This is a genomic window from Pelomonas cellulosilytica, assembly GCF_021353265.1.
GTDB lineage: Bacteria > Pseudomonadota > Gammaproteobacteria > Burkholderiales > Burkholderiaceae_C > Pelomonas > Pelomonas cellulosilytica.
This window is the reverse complement of sequence record NZ_JAJTWU010000003.1, coordinates 141,192-157,292: the sequence shown is the minus strand read 5'-3', so window position 1 is coordinate 157,292 and position 16,101 is coordinate 141,192. Positions and strand designations below refer to the sequence as shown.

The 16,101-nt window shown below is 69.3% G+C and carries 13 protein-coding genes; 2 read left to right on the top strand and 11 right to left on the bottom strand.

Features of this window, described 5'->3' with window-relative positions; translation table 11 throughout:
• Positions 1 to 8: 8 nt before the first annotated feature.
• Genes acsF through bchF form a run of 11 tightly spaced genes read right to left on the bottom strand, consistent with a single transcriptional unit; the run spans position 9 to position 13,217 of the window.
• A complete protein-coding gene (gene acsF, locus LXT13_RS08195; protein ID WP_233371351.1) occupies positions 9 to 1,085 on the bottom strand; it encodes a magnesium-protoporphyrin IX monomethyl ester (oxidative) cyclase in 1,077 nt (358 codons plus the stop codon).
• Positions 1,069 to 1,542 (bottom strand): photosynthetic complex assembly protein PuhC, encoded by a 474-nt coding sequence (gene puhC / locus LXT13_RS08190; RefSeq protein WP_233371350.1) that lies wholly within the window; start codon positions 1,540 to 1,542, stop codon positions 1,069 to 1,071. Before puhC ends, acsF begins: the two co-directional genes overlap by 17 nt.
• A gap of 12 nt (positions 1,543 to 1,554) precedes the next feature.
• The gene (gene puhB / locus LXT13_RS08185; RefSeq protein ID WP_233371349.1) at positions 1,555 to 2,277 is read right to left on the bottom strand and encodes a photosynthetic complex putative assembly protein PuhB; all 723 of its coding nucleotides are present in this window, start codon (positions 2,275 to 2,277) and stop codon (positions 1,555 to 1,557) included.
• Positions 2,274 to 3,029: a photosynthetic reaction center subunit H gene (gene puhA, locus LXT13_RS08180; protein ID WP_233371348.1), complete on the bottom strand. Its 756-nt coding sequence runs from the start codon at positions 3,027 to 3,029 to the stop codon at positions 2,274 to 2,276. The genes puhB and puhA overlap by 4 nt, the downstream gene beginning before the upstream one ends.
• 9 nt (positions 3,030 to 3,038) lie before the next feature.
• The gene (locus LXT13_RS08175) at positions 3,039 to 4,502 is read right to left on the bottom strand and encodes a BCD family MFS transporter (protein WP_233371347.1); all 1,464 of its coding nucleotides are present in this window, start codon (positions 4,500 to 4,502) and stop codon (positions 3,039 to 3,041) included.
• The gene (bchM, locus tag LXT13_RS08170; protein ID WP_233371346.1) at positions 4,499 to 5,200 is read right to left on the bottom strand and encodes a magnesium protoporphyrin IX methyltransferase; all 702 of its coding nucleotides are present in this window, start codon (positions 5,198 to 5,200) and stop codon (positions 4,499 to 4,501) included. Before bchM ends, LXT13_RS08175 begins: the two co-directional genes overlap by 4 nt.
• Positions 5,200 to 6,108: a ferredoxin:protochlorophyllide reductase (ATP-dependent) iron-sulfur ATP-binding protein gene (gene bchL / locus LXT13_RS08165; RefSeq protein ID WP_233371345.1), complete on the bottom strand. Its 909-nt coding sequence runs from the start codon at positions 6,106 to 6,108 to the stop codon at positions 5,200 to 5,202. The genes bchM and bchL overlap by 1 nt, the downstream gene beginning before the upstream one ends.
• Complete coding sequence (locus tag LXT13_RS08160; protein WP_233371344.1) at positions 6,105 to 9,863, bottom strand: magnesium chelatase subunit H; 3,759 nt, start codon at positions 9,861 to 9,863, stop codon at positions 6,105 to 6,107. Before LXT13_RS08160 ends, bchL begins: the two co-directional genes overlap by 4 nt.
• A gap of 16 nt (positions 9,864 to 9,879) precedes the next feature.
• Positions 9,880 to 11,415 carry a ferredoxin:protochlorophyllide reductase (ATP-dependent) subunit B gene (gene bchB, locus LXT13_RS08155; RefSeq protein ID WP_233371343.1) on the bottom strand — a complete coding sequence of 512 codons (1,536 nt, stop codon included), beginning with the start codon at positions 11,413 to 11,415 and terminating at the stop codon, positions 9,880 to 9,882.
• Positions 11,416 to 11,427: 12 nt separating this feature from the next.
• The gene (locus tag LXT13_RS08150) at positions 11,428 to 12,711 is read right to left on the bottom strand and encodes a ferredoxin:protochlorophyllide reductase (ATP-dependent) subunit N (protein WP_233371342.1); all 1,284 of its coding nucleotides are present in this window, start codon (positions 12,709 to 12,711) and stop codon (positions 11,428 to 11,430) included.
• The gene (gene bchF / locus LXT13_RS08145) at positions 12,708 to 13,217 is read right to left on the bottom strand and encodes a 2-vinyl bacteriochlorophyllide hydratase (protein WP_233371341.1); all 510 of its coding nucleotides are present in this window, start codon (positions 13,215 to 13,217) and stop codon (positions 12,708 to 12,710) included. The genes LXT13_RS08150 and bchF overlap by 4 nt, the downstream gene beginning before the upstream one ends.
• Positions 13,218 to 13,573: 356 nt before the next feature.
• Here bchF and LXT13_RS08140 point away from each other — a divergent pair, with 356 nt between their 5' ends.
• Positions 13,574 to 14,482 carry a cobalamin B12-binding domain-containing protein gene (locus LXT13_RS08140; protein WP_233371340.1) on the top strand — a complete coding sequence of 303 codons (909 nt, stop codon included), beginning with the start codon at positions 13,574 to 13,576 and terminating at the stop codon, positions 14,480 to 14,482.
• 95 nt (positions 14,483 to 14,577) lie between these two features.
• Entirely contained in the window at positions 14,578 to 16,083 is a 1,506-nt protein-coding gene (gene ppsR / locus LXT13_RS08135) for a transcriptional regulator PpsR (RefSeq protein ID WP_233371339.1), read from the top strand.
• Positions 16,084 to 16,101 lie beyond the last annotated feature (18 nt).

Sequence of the window (16,101 nt, the reverse complement as noted above, 5' to 3'; positions counted from 1 at the left end):
GCCAGGGCCTACCAGCTCGGTGCGACGCGCATCTCGCGCGGCAGCTCGCTGTGCTTCACCGGCAGCAGGTACAGACGCGCGAAGCACAGCGAGGCGCGCGCGGCGCACCAGCCCTGCTGCAGCTTGCCCAGCAGGCCGCCGCGTGCCTTGGCGCGGTCATTGGCGACGGCGATGGTGCAGAGCCTGTCCATGCCGGCGCGGAAGGCCGGCGCGTCGGTGTCCAGGCTCAGCGGGAACACCTGGCGCGAGATGGCCGTTGTGATGTCGAACACGCGGTAGTCGTAGTCCGTTGGGTCCATGCCCAGCGCCTCGCTGAGCCAGGGCCGCGTGTGGTCGCGTACGTACATGGTCGCGTAGACGGCCAGCAGGAAGAAGCGGATCCACAGCGTGTTGGCACCCTGCAGCAGGTGGGGTTGGGCGCGCATCATCAGCGCGAACGATTCGCCGTGGCGGAACTCGTCGTTGCACCAGCGCTCGAACCACTTGAAGATCGGATGAAAGCGCTTCTCCGGATGCCGCTCCAGCTGGCGGTAGATGCTGATGTAGCGCGCATAGCCGATCTTCTCGGACAGGTAGGTCGCGTAGAAGATGTACTTGGGCTTGAAGTAGGTGTAGGCCTTGGTGCGCTTGAGGCCGACGAGATCGACCTGCAGGCCGAAGTCCTTCAGCGACTGGTTGATGAAGTTCGCGTGGCGTGATTCGTCGCGCGTCAGGTAGCGCATCAGCTGCTTGATGTCGGGGTTGCTGACGGCCTTGGCGATCTCGTTGTAGAGCACGCAGCCGGAGTATTCGCTGGTCAGCGAGCTGACGAGGAAGTCCTGGAAGTCGCGCCGCAGCTGCGGCGACCAGTCGGCCGACAGCGCCGCTACTTCGGCTGCGAACTCGGGTGTGCGGGTGAAGTGGTCGTGGTTGTTGTCCCCCTCGTACTCGGCCAGCATCGCATCCCACTCGGCGCGGATGGGGCTCATGTCGAGCCGGTCCATCGCCGCGTAGTCGGTCTTGTAGAAGCGCGGCGTCAGCATCGTCTCGGCCTTGGCCAGGCGGGCGGCGTCCTCGGGCGTCTGCAGTTCAGCGGTCAGCGTCATGGCGGTCTCCGGTGGGTGGGGGCGGCAGCAGCCGGGCGAACGCCGCCGCGTTGCTGGGGCCGAAGGATTCGAGGTCGATGCGCCGGCCCGTGCCGGGGTCGACGAGCGTCAGTCGGCCGTCCGCGCGGCCCAGCAGCTCGAACGGCTGCTCGGGCCCCAGGCCCTGGCGCTTGCGCTCGCGCACGAGGCCACGCATGGCGCTGCGCAGGAAGCCGTTGGTGCCCGGTGCGACGGTGTCCAGCAGCGCGCCGGTCGCGGCGTCGCGCACCGCGATGCCGCCATCGGCCCGGTCTTCGAAGCGCAGCTGGCGCGCCGCCTGCGTCGCAGCGTCGGCCTGCTGCACGGGGCTCACGCCCGACAGCCGCAGCACGGCGACGCTGACGAGGCTGACCAGGACCAGCGTCGCCAGCGCCGACAGCGGCAACGTGGGCACGGTGGAGGAGGCCGGGGTGTTCATGGCAGCGTCGGCTCAGCTGGCCTGTGGCAACGCCTGCGGCGTGGCGGTGACCGGCCCCGCCGCCGGCGAGGCCGCCGCAGGCGCGAGCATGACGGCCCTCATCGGCGCCGGCTGCCGTTCGGCCTCGGCCTGCCGCAAGGCGGTGGCCAGCACCCCCGCCACGGCCGGCGCGTCGGCCAGTGCACGCAGCATCGGCTCCGTGTGCCGTAGCCGCCAGGGCCGCACATGCGGCCACAGGTGCAAGTAGGCAATGCGGTCGGGACCGGCTAGCGTCAGCACGATGTCGCCGCCCGCGCCACGCTGGCGCCAGCCCGCGGAAGCGATCTGCGCAAACGGCAGGTTGAAGCTGATGCTCAGCACGATGCCCACGCGCATGACGACGCGGCGGTTGGTGACGGTGTAGACCGTCGTGTGCGCCATCAGCGCCGCGATGGTGGCAAGCAGGCCGAGCGCCAGCGCGATCAGCGGCAGCATGCCGGCCACAGCCCTCAGCATGTCGCCCGTCGACGCGCCGTCATGCCAGTTCGCAGCGGCGCGCCACAGTACCAGCGCGCCGAAGTACGCCGCCACCATGTCCACATGCAACGCCTGCCGTGCCAGCAACCAGGCACTCGGGCTGCCCTGCCACAGCTGCGTCTCGCCCTCCGGCAGCGCCTCGGGCAGACCGCGCCGCGCCTCGAACTCATGCTCGTGGGCCGGCGCCAGCACGCTGACGAGAGAACGCGCGGCTCTCACAGCAGCGGCTCCTGGCGCTGCGGCGTCGCGTAGAGCGTTCCGGCGCCGTAGTAGGCCATGATTTTTTCCTCTTCCAGCAGCGTTACCTGTTCGGGCGAGCGCGTGGCGGGCACGCGGGCGAACTGGTGGCTGAGCAGCGACTTCACGAGCACGTGGCGCTCGCGCACGCGGGCGAAGTTCATTGGCAGCAGCACGCGGGCGCCGCTGGCCACCTGCACCTCCAGGTAGCGGAAGAGCATTTCGGAGCGGTCCACCCAAAGGTCCACGACGCGGCCGCCCTCGGCGCCGTCGTCGCCCAGCACCGGCAAGCCGCGCGGGTCCACGTCCTGGTGGGCCACAGCGAAGCCGGGCGCGGCGCGCAGTGGCACGATCTTCGGAACGCCTTCGTAGGTCAGGTCGGCCACGTCGGCGCGGTCGGCCCAGCTGCCCGGGCCCACGCCGGCCAGCAGCGGGTCACCTTCGGGCTGCAGCGGCGCGCCGCGGTAGGCCCCTTCGTGCAGCGGCGGCTGCTGGTCGCGTCGGGCGTTGGGTGCCTGCACCGTGTCGCCGTTGGCAAGGCTGAAGGTCTTGGGCTCGGGAACGGCCGGCCAGCCCTGCACGGTGATGGCCCGCGAGCGGTCGGACTCCAGCGGGTAGCCCTCGCGCTTGTTCTCGCGGTGCAGGTAGTAGATGAGGCCCGCGAAGAAGATCCAGAACGCGTAGAGCACGAGCTGGGCGACGTCGACATAGCCCGTGATGGCACCGGTTTGCATGGAGGCCTCCTAGCCTGGGAACTCCGCCAGCCCGAAGTGCTGGCGCGAAGGGGATGGCGCGCTGTGGGGACGCACCAGGGGACCGATGGCGATCAGCGTGCCGAACAGCAGCGCGATCTCCAGGTGATAGACGACGCTGTAGGCCACCTGCGGCTCGGACATCGCCGAGCCCAGCCAGCCGTGGGCGGCCAGCGCCTCGAAGCCGTCTCGCAGCACGCCGCCCAGTGCGACGGCCAGGCCGCCGGCGGTGGCCTGCATGGCGCCCCAGGCGCCCAGCGCAAGGCCTGCGCCGCCAGCGTTTTCCAGCCCCATGGCCACGACCAGCGTGCTGACGGCGAAAAGCCCGCCGCCCAGGCCGATGAGCATGTTGCCGGCGCGGAATAGCCAGCCCGAGTCCAGCGGCGCTGCGAAGATGACGGCCGAGAACGCCACGATGCCCACCAGCAGTCCGAGGGCGGCGAGCCGGTGCGCGTCGAACCCGCGCGCGAGCAGCCGCGCGGCCAACGCGAAGGCGACGACCGAGCCCAGCGCCATGCCGGCGGTCAGCAGGCTGGTGGCGGCCACCGGCAGCTTCAGGATGGCGCCGCCATAGGGCTCCAGCACGATGTCCTGCATGTTGAACGCAGCGGTGCCCAGTGCGACAGCGATGAGAAATCGGCGCGTCTGCGGCTGGGCCGCGAAGCGCCGCCAGACCTCGCGGAACGGCGGCGTCGCATCGGCCGCAGCCACGCGTCTGACGGTGCCGCGCGCCTCCTGCTTCCACAGCGCCAGCGTGTTCAACAGCATCGTCGACAGCGCCGCGCCCTGCACCACGGCGACGAGCCGCGTCGGCGAGAAGTCCTGCAGCACCAGGCTGAAGATGCCGCTGGCCGCCACCATGCCCAGCAGCAGCATCAGGTACATCAGCGCGACGACGCGGGGCCGCGTGTCGGGCCGGGCCTGGTCGGTGGCCAGAGCCAGGCCGGCGGTCTGCGTGGTCTGCATGCCGGCACCCACCATGACGAAAGCAAGGCCCGCCGCCAGCCGCCCGGCCCATACGCCGCCGGGCTGGGCGCTGGCCTCGGCACCGGGCTGCAGCAGGATGAGCGCGAACGGCATGATGGCCAGACCGCCGAACTGCAGCAGCGAGCCGAACCACAGGTAGGGAACACGCCGCCAGCCCAGCGCGGACAGGTGATGGTCCGACCGGTGGCCCACCAGCGCGCGGAACGGCGCCGCCAGCAGCGGGAGCGCCACCATCAGCGACACCGCCCAGGCGGCCACGCCCAGCTCCACGATCATGACGCGGTTCAGCGTGCCCACCAGCAGCGCGTAGGCCATGCCGACCGACACCTGGAATAGCGCCAGCCGCAGCAGTCGCGGCACCGGCAGCTCTGTGGTGGCGACATCGGCGAACGGCAGGAATTTCAGGCTCAGCCGCGCCCACTTCAGCGCCAGGCGCTGGTTCAGCTGGCGGGGCGAGACGACGCTCATGGCCGCACCAGTTCCATGGCCTGCGATGTGTAGAAGCCGCCGGAAATGCGCTCGCTGCGACGCAGTTCCCAGGCCGGCAGCCGTGGGTGGGCATCGATGAGCCGGTACAACCGCTGTTCCGTGACGGGCACGATGGCAGGTGAGCGGTTGCCGCGCGGGAACAGCTGGCCGACGGCTTTCATCAGCTGTAGCGCCGGGTTGCTCGGCGCGAAGGTGAACAGCACCGAGCGGTGCGTGCGTTCGGCCAGCCCGGCCAGCACCGCGACGGCGTCGGCCGGCTCGTAGTGGATCAGCGAGTCCATGCCGACGACGTGATCGAAGGCGCCCAGGGCCGGGTCCAGCATGTCACCCGAGCGGAACTCGATGCTGCCGCCGCTGTCGAACACCGGCTGGCGCTGCCGGGCCAGGTCCACCAGCGTGGGGGACAGGTCGATGGCCACCACCTCGGCACCACGGCGCGCCGCCTCCACGGCCAGCGCGCCGGTGCCACAGCCGGCATCCAGCAGCCGGCGCCCGCGCAGGTCGGCAGGCAGCCAAGACAGCAGCGTGCCGCGCATGCGGTCCCGGCCTGCGCGCACGCTGGCGCGGATGCGGCCCACGGGCGCATCGGACGTGAGGCGCGCCCAGGCCTCGGCTGCGGTGCGGTCGAAGTAGGTCTCGATCTGCGCGCGGCGCTGGACGTAGTCGGCGGGCTTCATCAGTCGAACCCCAGCAGGTCGAACAGGTCGCGATCCTTCATCGGGACCGCTGCGAGGGGGGCACCGCCCAGCCACATCGATGCGGCCAGGCGCAGGTACTCGGCCTGCACCTTCTCCAGCTCCGGCGAGCCCTCCATCTCGAACAGCGTCGACTTCTTCAGCCGGCTGCGGCGGATGACGTCGAGGTCCGGGAAGTGGGCCGCGAGCTTGAGGCCGATGCGCTCGTTGTACTTGTCGATCTGGTCGGTGGCGGCGCTGCGGTTGGCGATGACGCCGCCCAGCCGCACCTTGTAGTTCTTCGCCTTCGCGCCAATGGCCTGCACGATGCGGTTCATCGCGAAGATGGAGTCGAAGTCGTTGGCCGTCACGATCATGGCGCGGTCGGCATGCTGCAGCGGCGCCGCAAAGCCGCCGCACACCACGTCGCCCAGAACGTCGAAGATGACGACGTCGGTGTCCTCCAGCAGGTGGTGCTCCTTCAGCAGCTTGACCGTCTGGCCCACCACGTAGCCGCCGCAGCCCGTGCCCGCGGGCGGGCCGCCGGCCTCCACGCACATCACGCCGTTGTAGCCCTCGTAGACGAAGTCCTCGACGCGCAGTTCCTCGGCATGGAAGTTCACGGTTTCCAGCACGTCGATGACGGTGGGTAGCATGCGCTTGGTCAGCGTGAACGTGGAGTCATGCTTGGGGTCGCAGCCGATCTGCAGCACGCGCTTGCCCAGCTTGGAAAACGCCGCCGACAGGTTGCTGGACGTCGTGCTCTTGCCGATGCCGCCCTTGCCGTAGATCGCGAAGCACTTGGCGGTGCCGATCTGGACCGTGGGGTCCATCTGCACCTGGACGCTGCCGGCGCCGTCCGGTCGTCGGTTGCCGATCTCGGCGAGGGGGATGGCAGTGGTCGTCGTCATGCGGCAGCCTTTTCAGTGACGCCTTCGAGGCGGTCTTCCAACTCGTCGCCGGCCTGGCGCAAGGCCTGCAGCGTGGCGGCGTCGGGCTGCCAGAAGTCGCGGTCCACGGCTTCCAGCAGGCGGTGGGCGACGCGCGTCGAGGCCGTCGGGTTCAGCTGGGCCAGGCGCTCGCGCATGGCCGGGTCGAGCACGAAGGTGGCGCTGAGCTGCTCATAGACCCAGGGCGCCACCTGACCTGTGGTGGCGGACCAGCCCAGCGTGTTGGTGACATGCACCTCGATCTGGCGCACGCCTTCGTAGCCGTGCTGCAGCATGGCCTCGAACCACTTTGGGTTGAGCATGCGGGTGCGTGTCTCGAGCGCGACCTGCTCGCTGAGCGTGCGGACGGTGCCGCCGCCCAGACCGTCGCGGGTCTGGTCGCCGATGTAGACCGGTGCCATCGCGGCCGCGGCGCCATCCTTGGCGACTTTGGCGCGCTTGATGGCGCGGCTGACGCCGCCCAGCGTGTCGAAGTAGGTGTCCACCGTCGTGACCCCCAGCTCCACCGAGTCGAGATTCTGGTAGGCCAGTTGCACGTCGGCCAGCACACTCTGCAGTAGCGCGGCTTGCTGCACCGGCCGGCCCGCGCGGCCGTAGGCAAAGCCTTTGCGGCGACTGTAGGTCTCGGCCAGTTCGTCGCCGTCATGCCAGCGGCTGTTGTCGATGAGGCTGTTGATATTGGCGCCGTAAGCGCCCTCGGCATTGCCGAATACCCGCAGCGAGGCGGCCTCCAGGTCGCCGCCATGCTGGGCCTGGAAGGCCAGCGCATGCTTGCGGATGAAGTTCTGCGCCAGCGGCTCGTCGGCGCTGGCCGCGAGGAAGGCGGCCTCGGCCAGCAGCTTGATCTGAAGCGGCAGCAGGTCGCGGAAGATGCCCGACAGCGTGATGACCACGTCGATGCGAGGCCTTCCCAGTTCGGCCAGCGGCAGCAGTTGCGCGCCTGCCAGCCGCCCGTAGCTGTCGAAGCGCGGACGTGCGCCCATCAGCGCCAGCGCCTGCGCGATGGGGCCGCCTTCGCTCTTCAAGTTGTCGGTGCCCCACAGCACCATCGCGATGGACTCGGGCAGCGATGCACCGGACGCCATGTGCTTGTCCAGCAGGCGCTGGGCCTGGCGGGCGCCGTCCTTCACGGCATAGGCGCTTGGCAGACGGAAGGGGTCGAAGCCATGCAGGTTGCGGCCAGTGGGCAGGATGGAGGGCGTGCGCAGCAGGTCGCCGCCCGGCGCGGGGCGCAGGAAGCGGCCGTCCAGCGCGCGCAGGATGCCGTCGATCTCGCGGTCCTCGGCCATCAACTGGTCCATGTCGGCCAGTCGCTGCAGCAAGGCCAGGTCTTCCAGGTCGTCGTTGTCGGCCGGCATTCCGTTGGTGACCAGCGCCTCGATGACGGCCCGGTCCGGCTTGACGCCTTCGGACGCCTCGGCGAAAGACATCAGCAGATCCACCCGCTCCGCCGCGCTGGGCGCCTGGCCCACTACGTGCAGGCCGTAGGGGATCAGCGTGTATTCCAGCTCCAGCACGGCCTCGCGGAGGCGCCCGATCGCGTTTTCTGCATCCAGCCAGGCCGGCTCGATGGCGGCAAGGTCCAAGGTGGCGGCCTGCGCCTGGATCATGGTGGCGAGCTCGCCGCGCTCGGCTGCAGCCTCGGGTTCCAGCCCTCGGTAGCGTTCCAGCAGCTCCTTGAGCTCCACCAGCCCCTTATAGAGCCCGGCCTCGGCCACCGGCGGCGTCATGTAGCTGACCAGCGTGGCGGCGGCGCGGCGCTTGGCGATGCTGCCTTCCGACGGGTTGTTGGCCGCGTAGAGGTAGAGGTTGGGCAGGTCGCCGATCAGCCGGTCGGGCCAGCAGCGTGCCGACATGCCGGACTGCTTGCCGGGCATGAACTCCAGCGCGCCATGCGTGCCGAAGTGCAGCACCGCGTGGGCACCGAAGTCTTCGCGCAGCCACCGATAGAAGGCCGAGAACGCATGCGTGGGCGCGAAGCCTTGCTCGAACAGCAGCCGCATCGGATCGCCTTCGTAGCCGAAGGCGGGCTGGATGCCAACGAAGACATTGCCGAAGCGCTCGCCGAGGATCTGGATGTGGCTGCCGTCGGTCTGCTGCTTGCCGGGGCAGGGGCCCCAATGCGCCTCGATCTCCTTGAGGTGCTTCTCGCGCCGCAGGTGCTCGTTGGCGTGGATGCGGTGGTGCACGTTGGCTAGCGCGCCGAAGCGTTCGGCATTGCCCCGAATGATCCGTTCACGCAGCTCGTCGACGCTGGCGGGCAGCTCCACCGTATAGCCCTGGCGGGCCATCGCCGCCAGCGTGTTGTGCAGCGACTCGAACACCGAGAGGAAGGCGGCCGTGCCGGTCGCCCCCGCGTTGGGCGGGAAGTTGAAGATCACGGCCGCGACGCGGCGCTCGGCGCGCTCGCTGCGGCGCAGGTCCACCAGCTTGCCGACGCGGGCGGCCAGCGCGTCGGCGCGCTCGATGCAGCTGTGCATGTCGTGCGAGTCGACGACGTTATCGAACCGGCAGGCGTGGCTGCAGCCGGTGCAGGCGATGTGAGTGCCGTTGGCCCGGCCGCCGAACACCATCGCGCCGGTGGCGCCGTCTAGCTCGGGGATGGCCACCATGATGGTGGATTCCACCGGCAGCAGGCCACGCGAGGAGCCGCCCCACTGGTCGAGCGTCTGGAACTCCACCGGGTGCACCGCGAGGTAGGGCACATCCAGCGCGGCCAGCACGTCCTCAGCGGCCTTGGAATCGTTGTAGGCCGGGCCGCCGACGAGGGAGAAGCCGGTCAGCGACACTAGTGCGTCGATGCGCGGGCGGCCGGTCTCGTCCTGAAAGTAGGCACTGATGGCGGGTCGCTGGTCCAGGCCGGTCGCGAACGCCGGGATCACGCGCAGGCCGCGCGCCTCCAGCGCGGTGATGACGCCGTTGTAGTGGTCCGCGTTCCCAGCCAGCACGTAAGAGCGCATCAGAAGCAGTCCCACCGTGCCGCGCGTGCCGGTGGTGGCCACCTTGGGCAGCGCGTCCAGTGCAGTGGCCATCAGGCCGGTGGCCGAGGGGTGGTTCATCTGCGGGTGGTAGACGCCCACCTCGGGATAGCTGATGGGTTGCTGCGGCAGCGCCGCGGCGCGCAGCACCCGCCGCGGGCCATCGGCATAGCGCTCGACGAGCAGCCTGACCATGTTGGCGATGTTGTCCTGCGAGCCGGCCAGCCAGTACTGCAGGGTCAGGAAGTAGGCCCGCACGTCCTGCGCGGTGCCGGGGATGAAGCGCAGGATCTTGGGCAGCATGCGCAGCGTCTTCATCTGCTGGGCGCCGGCGCTGCCCTGAGCCGGACCCTTGCCGCCGGGCTTGCCGCGCAGCCGCTTCAGCAAGGCCAGCGCGCCGCTGGCCGGGGTGGCCATGTCGAAGCGACCCATGCGCGTGAGCCGCGTGACCTCGCCGGCAGACATCGCGCAGACCATCGCATCGCAGTGCTCGCGGCGGGCCTGCAAGTCGGCCAGAACGGGCAGGAAGTGGTCCTCCAGGAACAGCATGGACGCGATGACGATGTGGGCCGAGGCGATGTCGGCCTTGCATCGCGCCAACGCCTGGGGCTGGTCGCCCCACTCGGCGGCGGCATGCACGGTCAGACGCATGCCCGGTAGACTGCGCGCCAGCGCGACGTGCGCACGCTCGGCGGCGCTGGCCAGGTGGCTGTCCATGGTCACGATGACCACGTTCATCGCCGGCGCTGCGGCGCTACTTGCTGAAGTGCGCCTTGGCGTCATAGAGCGTCTCCAGCGTGATCAGAGGCAGGCTGCGGCTGAGCGCAAACGCCTCGGTGTTGCGGCGGGCCTTGGCCCGCACGAAGAAGGGGATCTTGCGCAGCTCCTGCTCGGCATCGGCTGTCCATGCGGCCGGGCTCGTGGCGGGCAGCTCGATGGGTGCCGACGATGCCGGCGCAGCGGCACGGCCCAGGTGGGACGGCGCGGCATCCTCGTGGAACTCGAAGTCGCCGCGGAACATGCTCAGCAGATGCTCCTCCAGCCCCATCATCAGCGGATGCACCCAGGTGTCGAACAACACGTTGGCGCCTTCGAACCCCATCTGCGGGGCATGGCGGGCCGGGAAGTCCTGCACATGCATGGGCGCCGAGATCACCGCGCACGGAAGGCCTAGCCGCTTGGCGATGTGGCGCTCCATCTGCGTGCCCAGCACCAGCTCGGGCGCGGCGGCGGTGATGGCGGCCTCAACCTCCAGGTAGTCGTCCGTGATCAGCGCCTCCAGCCCGTAGCCGGCGGCGGCGGCGCGCAGCTCGCGGCCGAACTCTCGGCTGTAGCTGCCCAGGCCCACGACCTGGAAGCCGAACTCCCGCGACGCGACGCGTGCGGCAGCGATCGCGTGCGTGGCGTCACCGAACACGAATACGCGCTTGCCGGTCAGGTAGGTGGAATCGACCGAGCGTGCGTACCAGGGCGAACGCGACGCGGCGTCCTGCGGGCCGGCGGCGTTCGCCTCCAGCCCGGCCAGCTCGACGACCTCGGCGATGAACTCGCGGGTGCCCTGGACGCCGATGGGAATGGTCTTCGTCGCTGGCTGGCCGAAGCTGCGCGTGAGCCATGCGGCGGCCGTTTGGGCGATCTCTGGGTAGAGCACGACGTTGAAGTCGGCGTCCGCCAGCCGTGCCAGGTCGGCCGGTGTGGTGCTCCATGGCGCGATGACATTGATTGCAATGCCGAGCTGCACGAGCAGCTGTGTGATCTCGCGCAAGTCGTCGCGGTGGTGGAAGCCCAGCGCCGTCGGGCCCAGCAGGTTGCAGCGCGGCTGCGGCCCCTTGACGCGCGGCGTGGCGGGCTTGACAGCCAGCGTGCGCACCAACTGGTAGAAGGTTTCGGAAGCGCCCCAGTTCTCTTTCTTCTGGTAGGCCGGAAGCTCCAGCGGGATGACCGGCACCGGCAACTGCAGGGCGGCAGCCAGCCCCCCGGGGTCGTCCTGAATCAGCTCGGCCGTGCAGGACGCGCCCACCAGCAGCGCCTGCGGCTGGAAGCGCGCGTAGGCGTCGCGGGCTGCGTCCTTGAACAGCTGGGCGGTGTCGCCGCCCAGGTCGCGCGCCTGGAAGGTGGTGTAGGTCACCGGCGGGCGCTCCCCACGACGCTCGATCATCGTGAACAACAGGTCGGCGTAGGTGTCTCCCTGGGGCGCGTGCAGCACGTAGTGCACGCCACGCATGGCCGTGGCTACTCGCATCGCGCCGACGTGGGGCGGGCCTTCGTAAGTCCAGAGGGTGAGCTGCATGCCGTGCTCGCTTCAGGCCGCCAGCAGCTGACGGCGCCGCAAGGGACGGGTGAACAAGCCCGCGAGGTCGCCCGCCTGCTCGAAACCCTGGATGGGTGTGAACACCAGCTCGATGGCCCACTTGGTCGTCAGACCCTCGGCTTCCAGCGGGTTGGCCAGACCCAGGCCGCAGACGACCAGGTCCGGCTGCGCAGCGCGGCAGCGGTCGAGCTGTCGCTCGACGTCCTGGCCTTCGGAAAGCGCCGTGCCGGCAGGCAGCAGGGCCAGCTCTTCGGCCAGGTGCTGGCGGTGCAGATAAGGCGTGCCGACCTCGGTCAGCCGCATGCCAAGCTCGCGGGCCAGGAAGCGGGCCAGCGGGATCTCCAGCTGCGAATCGGGGAAGAAGAACACCTGCTTGCCGGCCAGCGTGGCGCGGTGCGGGGCCAGCGCCTGCATGGCCCGCTGACGTGCGGGGGCGATAGCCTTCTCGGCTGCTGTGGCATCGACGCCCATCGCGAGCGCGGCCGCCAGCAGCCAGGCCGCGCTGCCTTCGGCGCCGAGAGGGAAGGGGGCCGGCACGCGCCGGGCACCACGCGCTTCCAGAGCCTTGGCGGTGTCGCCGAGGAAGGGTTGGGCCAGCAGCAGGCGCGTGGACGGGCCCACGGCCGGCAATGCGGTCGAACTGCGCGACGGGAAGAAGGTCACCCGACGGAGTCCCATCGCCTCAAACAGCCGGCGGAATTGGTCCTCCACCACATCGGCCAAAGTACCGACCACCAGCAGCTCCGCAACCGCCCGGGCCGGCGCGGCCGGGAGCTCGGGCACCAGCGCGGCGAGACAGGCGTCCTCGCCCTGCGTGAACGTCGTTTCGATGCCGCTGCCGGAGTAGTTCAGAACCCGCACCCGCGGGCTGAATCGCTGGTTCAGTCGGCCGGCCGCACGCGACAGGTCCAGCTTGATAACTTCCGATGGGCAGGAGCCTACGAGGAACAGCAGCCGGATGTCTGGACGGCGTTCCAGCAGCCGCTGCACCACGCGATCCAGTTCCTCCTGGGCATCGGCCAGGCCGGCGAGATCGCGCTCGTCGAGGATGGCGGTCGCGAAGCGAGGCTCGGCAAAGATCATGACGCCGGCCGCCGACTGGATCAGGTGCGCGCAGGTGCGCGAACCCACCACCAGGAAAAAGGCGTCCTGCATCTTGCGGTGCAGCCAGATGATGCCGGTCAGCCCGCAGAACACCTCGCGCTGACCGCGTTCGCGCAGCACGGGGGCACTGTTGCAGCCAGCGTCGGCCTGGATGGGGATGACGGGGCTCATGCGGCGGCTCCCTCCAGGCGCGCCGCGCGCAGCTTCAGCAGGAACTGCGCGGCATTGACGAGATAGCTGGCATAGGCCGCCAGAGCCAGCAGCATCTGCTGCCTGGCGTCCAGCCAGCCCGTGATCCAGGCGCAAACGTAGGCCGTGTGCAGGGCCAGTACCAGCATGCTGAACACGTCCTCCCAGAAGAAGGCCGGCGCAAACAGCCAGCGTCCAAAGACGACCTTCTCCCAGGCGCAGCCGGTGATCATGATGGCGTAGAGCGTCATCGTCTTGACCAGCACCGACAGCACGGCTGCGTGTTCGCCGTGGCCGGTGATCAGAAAGCGCAGCACCAACCCCAGGCTGACCATGAACACCAGGAACTGCACAGGAGCCAGCACACCCTGCACCAGCGTCCAGCGCGTGGCGTCGCGGCGGGCCCGCTCGGCCGGGCTGTAGAGCGGGAGGCGCTGCGCGGGCGCATGCGGCCTCAGCGGGAGGTGGGGGGCGGCCGGATGCAGCATGTGGGCGAATCTAGGCCCGTCATTCCGGAATGTCAATCCAGATTGACGTAATGAAAAATGGACATTCAAATGAGCTTCAGGTAAATCAGGTTGACGACAGCCAGTTCAGCGCAGACATTCAGTCAGGCTAGTCAGGCCAGTCTGTCAACGAAAGCTGATCGACCAGAACGCAGTCACGAACAAGAACACGGTTCAGAGCTATCGAAACGGTTAGCAGTAGCGATTTCTGACGCCACCGTGCGTCGAGTTCCGGGGCCAAGTTCTCCGGTCGCTCAGATGGAACCCTTGCTGCCAATCCACCGCCGAGGAGACCTGTGGTGGCTGGATGGACGACAAACAGGCTGGTCGAGCAGCCATTGCAACCCCAACCCACGGCGCCTGCGCCGTCGCCGGGCGGCCCCGATGCGGGTGCGGCTGCTCCTTTGACGCTGGACAGCATGCTGGCCGCCGCGTCGGCCCGCGATGACCGGCCACACCGGCTGGTCAGTTCTCAGCAGCTGCAGCTGTCGCGCATCGTCGAGCTGGAGATCATCCCGCGGCTGATGCTGCTGCACCGTTCGCAGCCGCTGAGTCTGCGGGAGCCGGGGCCGCCGTTGGTGCTGACCGAGGCCCATGTGCATGCGCTCAGCGAACTCGCGGTGCATGACGATGCCGAGCGCGCCATCCGTTATGTCCGCAGTCTCATCGAGGCCGGTGCCACGCAGGAGCAGGTCTTCCTGGACTTGCTTGCCCCGTGCGCCCGCCATCTGGGCGAGCTATGGGAGGAGGACGTCTACAACTTTTCCCAGGTGACCATCGGCCTGTGGCGGTTGCAGCGCGTCCTCCACGAGGAGTCGATCCGGCCGGACCGTGTCGTCCCTTTTGATGCCAACAGCCGCCGCATCCTGTTGGCGGCCGTGCCTGGTGCGCAGCACACCTTCGGCGTGACGATGGCTGCAGAGTTCTTTAGCCGCGCCGGCTGGGACGTCGATTGCGAACCCAAGTCCAGTTGGCATGACATCGGCGAGCGCTTGGCGCGTCAGTGGTTCGACGTCTTCGGGCTGTCAATCTCCGCGAGCGAGGGGCTGCCGCAGATAGCGTCTGCTATTCTTGACATGCGCAAGGCGGCGGCCAACCCGCGGCTTTACGTGATGGTCGGTGGGCCCATGGCGGCCCAGGTGCCTGACCTGGCTCGGCTTTGCGGGGCTGATGCGATGGCCAGCGAGGCGCGGGTGGCCGTGTCGCTGGCTCAGGACAGCCTCAGCCCCAATGTCAGGAGAGCCTGACGTCAGGCGCCTTCTAGTCCACCCGACTGCACCGATCAGCCCTCAGGTCTTTCGGCGGCGCCTCGTGCGAAGCCCTTTGAAACGCAGGACGCTTGATGCAAACCCCCGGCACCTCGGTCGCCAGCCAGCTGTTCGAAGCGCCAGAGCGCCATTTCCCGGAGCTCAGTGCCGACGTTCTCGCGGGCGTCGTCGCGGCGGCGACGGACCTGGCCCTCGTCGTCGATGCCCAGGGCGTCATCCGTGACGTCTCCCTGGGTGGCAGCCATGCCGCCGAGCTCGTCGAACTGCGCCAGTGGATCGGGCGGCGCTGGATCGAGACTGTCACCATCGAGAACCGCGGCAAGGTTACCGCCATGCTGGCCACTGCCGTGCACGGCACCGCGCTCGATGGCCAGGGTCCGCGACCGGAACGCCAAGTCACGCACGCGCTGGCGGGTGGCGTGGACCTGCCGGTCAGTTACAGCGTCGTGCCGCTGGGGGCGCAGGCGGGCGTGCTGGCCCTCGGGCGAGACCTGCGCGACGTCGCCGCCGTGCAGCAGCGTCTGGTGGACGCGCAGCAGTCCATGGAGCGTGACTACCTGCGGCTGCGCCACACGGAGGCACGCTACCGGCTGCTGTTCGAGGCCGTCGAGGAGGCCGTGATGGTGCTGGACGCCAACTCGCTGGTCGTGCTGGAGCACAACGCCGCGGCAGCGCGGCTTGTGGGCGAGGCCAACAAGCGCATCGTGGGTCGCAGTTTCATGGAGCTGCTGGCGGCGGACAGTCTGGGCGATGCTCAAGCGCGGCTCGCCCAGGCCCGCAGCGCCGGTCGCAGCGACGATGCGAGCGTGCGCCTGGCCAACGCGCCGGCCGATCTGCGTCTGGCGGCCTCGGCCTTCAAGCAGGACAGCACGATACTGTTGATGGTGAGGCTGTCGGCTCCGTGCACCGAGGCGCCGCGCGCGTCGGCATCGTCCACCCGCGCGCCCGAAGGGCCGTCGCTGCTGGACGTCGTCAACAGCTTGCCCGACGCGTTCGTGTTGACCGACATGCAGGGGCGCATCCTGAGCGCGAACCAGGCGTTCAGCGAGATGGTGCAGCTCCCGCCCGGCGACTCGGTGCAGGGCCAGCCGCTGGACCGCTGGCTCGGGCGCACGTCCGTCGACATGAACGTGCTGGTCGGTAACCTGCGCCAGCACGGTGTGCTGCGCCTGTTCCCGACGACGTTGCGTAGCGGGCTGGGCGAGCCCAGCCCCGTCGAGATCTCGGCCGTGGCCGTGCCCGATGGCCCGCAGGCCTGTCTGGGCTTTGCGATTCGTGATGTCGCGCGTCGCCTGCCGGCCGACGGCCGCACGCCGCGCCAGCTTCCACGATCGGTCGAACAACTCACTGGCCTGGTGGGCCGCTTGCCGCTGAAGGACATCGTCGGCGAGACGACCGATCTCATCGAGCGGCTGTGCATCGAGGCCGCCTTGGAGCTCACACGCGATCACCGCGCCTCGGCCGCCGAGATGCTGGGGCTGTCGCGGCAGAGCCTGTATGTGAAGCTGCGTCGTTACGGCATCCTGGAGTTCGGGCAGGAGGGACGCCTCCCGGCGGAGGATCGCAGTCGAGCTGACTGACGGTCTGCAATGTAAATC